Genomic DNA, 3842 nt, shown 5'->3' with positions numbered 1-3842 from the left:
ACCGAAACGATGCAAACTGAAACATGATCGCAGGCAGATGGTCAGCCGTGCCCGAACTGTCCGGGAATTACTGAAACGGTTGTCCGGGATTTAGCGTAATCGCTGTCCGGTATTTCTGAAATCCGCACCCCTCAGCGCATTCAGACCGGCGCTTCTGCGCCTATTTCGGCGTCATTCAAGACCTTCAGCAACAATAGTCCTGGCCAGGCCGATGAGGTCGCTTCGGGTCGAATAGACCAGCCAGTCGTCCGGGCGAATATGCGCCGGCGGGGCGATCCAGTGGGTTCCGCGCGGTACGTAGCGCCGGTACCCGACCCGGATGCCGAAGCCTTTCATGGCGTTTTTCGCAGCCATCAGGCCGTAGAGATAATCCGGCGACCATTTCAGAAGCGAGACCAGAAACCCAAGCTGCGTCAGCGCCTCGGCCAGCCCCTTGCCGCGGGCGTCCCGCCGCAGCCAGAGATTGCCGTGGTAGACAATTCTGCCGCGCATGTAGAACGCGTCATGCGCATGTTCCTCGCCAAGTTCCGCATTGGGCGCCGGATCGACGAACATGCGCCTCTGCTGCTGCTGCCAGAATTCACCGAGACTCCGGTCCTTCAGGTCCTCAACCTTGGCCGCCTGCACGGAAACCGGCTCGCCCTTCTCATCCCAGGCCCCGATCCAGAACGCCATGGCGCCGTGCAGATCGAAAAATCTGCTGGAAAAGTCCTCCATCAGATAGCGATCCTCGGTCGCCCGAATCGTGTCCTCGAACAAGGTGAAATCCGAACTTTCCTTCAGACGAAGCCCCGCACCCTTTATCTTCGCCTGCAGGATCGAGATTGCGCTGGAGATTTCCAGTGTTCCCTCACCCGTTTGCTCCACAAACATCTTGATTTACCCGCCCCGGCCGAAGCCGTCCCATTCCCGTGTCATCCGGTGTCCTGAGACCTGCCCGTCCCCAAAGACCCGATCACCCTGTTTCCTAAGGCGCAGCAGTCACCGAACCGGCCGTCGAACACCGGCCAATTCCACGCTTTCCCAACCACATTTGCTTTTATTTTGTGTCAGGCGGATATCGGACTGCCGTCCGGCTACTGTTTCCCCCGTCTAAATTCTCCTTCGCCAGGAATTCGCTCCAGCACCCCGGATTATGACTATATTCGCCATTATCGGACCCCATCATAGTTAACAACTCATTTCCGCAACGTATGAGAGTATATAACCAAATACAGATGAATGACCCGAGGGACGATAATTAATCGAAAAATAAGGTTAAAATCAAAAAATACAATCTAACTATGCATGTATCGCAATATTTCTACTTAAGCGAATACAACTTTCACTTGTTCTCTGAATTGCATTTGAGGCGGGTCACTGGGCACGACCTGACACACTATCAATCGGAAAGAGACGATCGCACATGCCGGAAGCGCAAACGCGGTTTCGTTCAGCAGCAGATCCCGTACGCTCGGGACATCGTGCGTATTGCTTAAGGTACGGGCACTGCAGATGACCAAGGCACCTTTCGGGTATCCGGTCTTCTGTCTGAAAATGTGAGACCCACCAGCCTTGGGAACTCGGGAGAATTCGGATTTTCTTGAGAAAAATGGTCGGGGCAGCAAGATTCGAACTTGCGACCCTCTGGTCCCAAACCAGATGCGCTACCAGGCTGCGCTATACCCCGATCGTGTCGCGTGTCGCGAACAGGTGCTGACTTATACGCAATCGCAGCATGGACGCAAGAGGCGAGACGGCCCTCCGGTGGATATCGCCGGGCGGCCGGAACGGCGGCGGCTTTACCGGGAGCGGACCTTACCCGGCTGCCCTTGCTCCCGGCAGCCTGACCTCCTGCAGCCGGTCCATGACGACCTTGAAAATATCGACCGGCTTGTAGGGATAGTCGATGAAGTCATCCAGGCCGGTTTCCATCAGCTTTGTCTTGCGGGCCTCGCTCATGCTCGGCGGCGCCAGCAGCACCCGCCGCGAGGTCCCTGTACCGGCCGTCCCTTTGTGCTCCGTCAGATACCGGTTCACCGCTTCGCTGTAGGCCAGGATGGTGATGCAGTCGTCGTCGAAAAGGGACCCGCCGTTTTCCAGATTGGCCTCCGGCACGGTCCTGACCTTGCACCCCAGTTCCAGAAGCGCCACCCGGATCGGTGCGATCACCTTCGGGTTTCCGGTGACGATGGAAATCTTCAGAGGCTCCTTCGATCCGCGCAGGCGCTTGACCTCTTCATAGATCTGCTGCAGCCGGATCCTGTTGAGACCCTCGATACGCGCGACCTGCCTGAGATGGGCATCGACCGTCGCCAGAAGCAGGTCATAGTCGACCGGCTTGGTCAGATAGTCGTCGGCCCCCATCTGCTTGCCGGAGATGATGTCTTCGCGCATGCCCCTCGCCGTCAGGAAAATAAGCGGCACGTCGTTCAACGCCGGCATTGCGGAACGGACATAGGCCAGGAACGCCGGGCCATCCATGTCCGGCATCATCACGTCGCACAGGATCAGATCCGGCTTTGTCTCGCCGATCCTTTCGATGGCAATCTTGCCGTCGGGCGCCGTCAGGACGTTGTAACCCGCATCCTCCAGCTCTTCGCGAAGATCTTCGCGGAGGAAATCCTCGTCCTCGACACACAGAATTGTTCCCTTGGCTGCCATGGTCCTCTCTCCCTCAGGCAGAAGCCGCCCGCCGCCGGGGGAATGCCCTTTCGGGCCCTTCCCCGGCGCCTTCCTGCGCGATCGGCAGGCGGAGCGTGACGCGGGTTCCCTCCCCGACCCGGCTTTCCAGATCGACCTTCCCGCGGTGTTTGTCCAAAATCATGGAAATCATGTTGAGCCCGATCCCGGTCCCGGCAATGCCACTGGACGTGGAGGCCCGGAAGTATCGGTCGAACACCTTCGGGATTTCCGCTTCCGGAATTCCCACCCCCCGATCTTCAACGCTGATCATTGCCCAGGTCCCGTCCGCGTGACCGGTCACCCGGATCTCGTTCGCGTCGGGTGAGTATTTCACCGCGTTGGACAGAAGGTTGTCGATGCAAAGCTCAAGCAGTTTCCGGTCGAAATTCAGGGCCTCCGGCAGGTTGCCCGTATCAAGGACGATCCGGTGGCTTGAACAGGTCTCCTGAAACCGGCGGCAGCAGTCGCCGACGGTGTCCTTGAGCGGCTGAGCGCGGCAATCGACCTCCATGCCACCCGCCTGGGAGCGGGAGAAATTCAGAAACCGGCTGATCAGATACTGCATGCGGTCGACCGCCTCGCGGATCCGCGTCCCGCGCTCCACGATCGCGGCTTTCTCCAGCGTGTCGGCGCGGCGGATCAGCCTTTGGGCATTGCTGTCGATAATGGCAAGCGGCGTGCGGAACTCGTACGAGGCCATGGAGACGAAATCCCGCTGCAGCTCGTTGAGCTGCTTTTCCTGGTTGAGCAGTTTGACCAGTTCGTGGGCCTGCCCCATCAGCGTGGCCTGCTGCTGCTTGTATTCGGTGATGTCGGCATAGACGGAAATAATCCCGCCATCCGGGGTCAGGGTCCGGTCGATCCGGTACCATTTTCCGTCCGGAAAGCGCTTTTCCTGGGACGGTCCGGTCCGGCTCATCAATTCTTCGAACGGGATTTCCGGTTCATCGGGAAAGGTGAGCTTCAGGAGCTCAGGCACGTAGATCCCGTCCTCGATGCGCCGGTCTATTCCGGGATAGATCTGCTGCATCCGCTCATTGGCCAGAACCACCGTAAGCGCGAAGCTGCGGCCGTTCAGCTCTTGTAGTTCCAGGGCATGAGAGCGCCGATGTCGCTATTGGGCCAACCGTTGGCGATGCGCTCGAGGGTCTGTGTGAGCCAGGCGTGGGGATCAAGCT

Annotated in this window: 4 protein-coding genes and 1 tRNA gene; all 5 read right to left on the bottom strand. The window is 58.8% G+C overall.

Going from position 1 to position 3842, the window contains the following annotated elements; genetic code table 11:
• Nucleotides 1-171: 171 nt before the first annotated feature.
• Complete coding sequence (locus tag HK439_RS26170) at nucleotides 172-873, bottom strand: hypothetical protein (protein ID WP_190294427.1); 702 nt, start codon at nucleotides 871-873, stop codon at nucleotides 172-174.
• Nucleotides 874-1592: 719 nt separating this feature from the next.
• A tRNA-Pro gene (locus HK439_RS26165) sits at nucleotides 1593-1669 on the bottom strand.
• Between the two features lie 128 nt (nucleotides 1670-1797).
• Nucleotides 1798-2643 carry a response regulator transcription factor gene (locus HK439_RS26160; RefSeq protein ID WP_190294426.1) on the bottom strand — a complete coding sequence of 282 codons (846 nt, stop codon included), beginning with the start codon at nucleotides 2641-2643 and terminating at the stop codon, nucleotides 1798-1800.
• A gap of 13 nt (nucleotides 2644-2656) precedes the next feature.
• Complete coding sequence (locus tag HK439_RS26155) at nucleotides 2657-3694, bottom strand: PAS domain-containing sensor histidine kinase (RefSeq protein ID WP_190294425.1); 1038 nt, start codon at nucleotides 3692-3694, stop codon at nucleotides 2657-2659.
• A gap of 44 nt (nucleotides 3695-3738) precedes the next feature.
• Nucleotides 3739-3842: transposase domain-containing protein (locus tag HK439_RS26150; protein ID WP_190294281.1), on the bottom strand; the 104-nt coding region annotated here is incomplete at its 5' end.

The organism is Roseibium aggregatum (genome assembly GCF_014692675.1).
Taxonomy (GTDB): Bacteria; Pseudomonadota; Alphaproteobacteria; order Rhizobiales; family Stappiaceae; genus Roseibium; species Roseibium aggregatum_C.
Note: the sequence above shows the minus strand (reverse complement) of the source record. Positions and strands in the feature narration are given on the sequence as shown.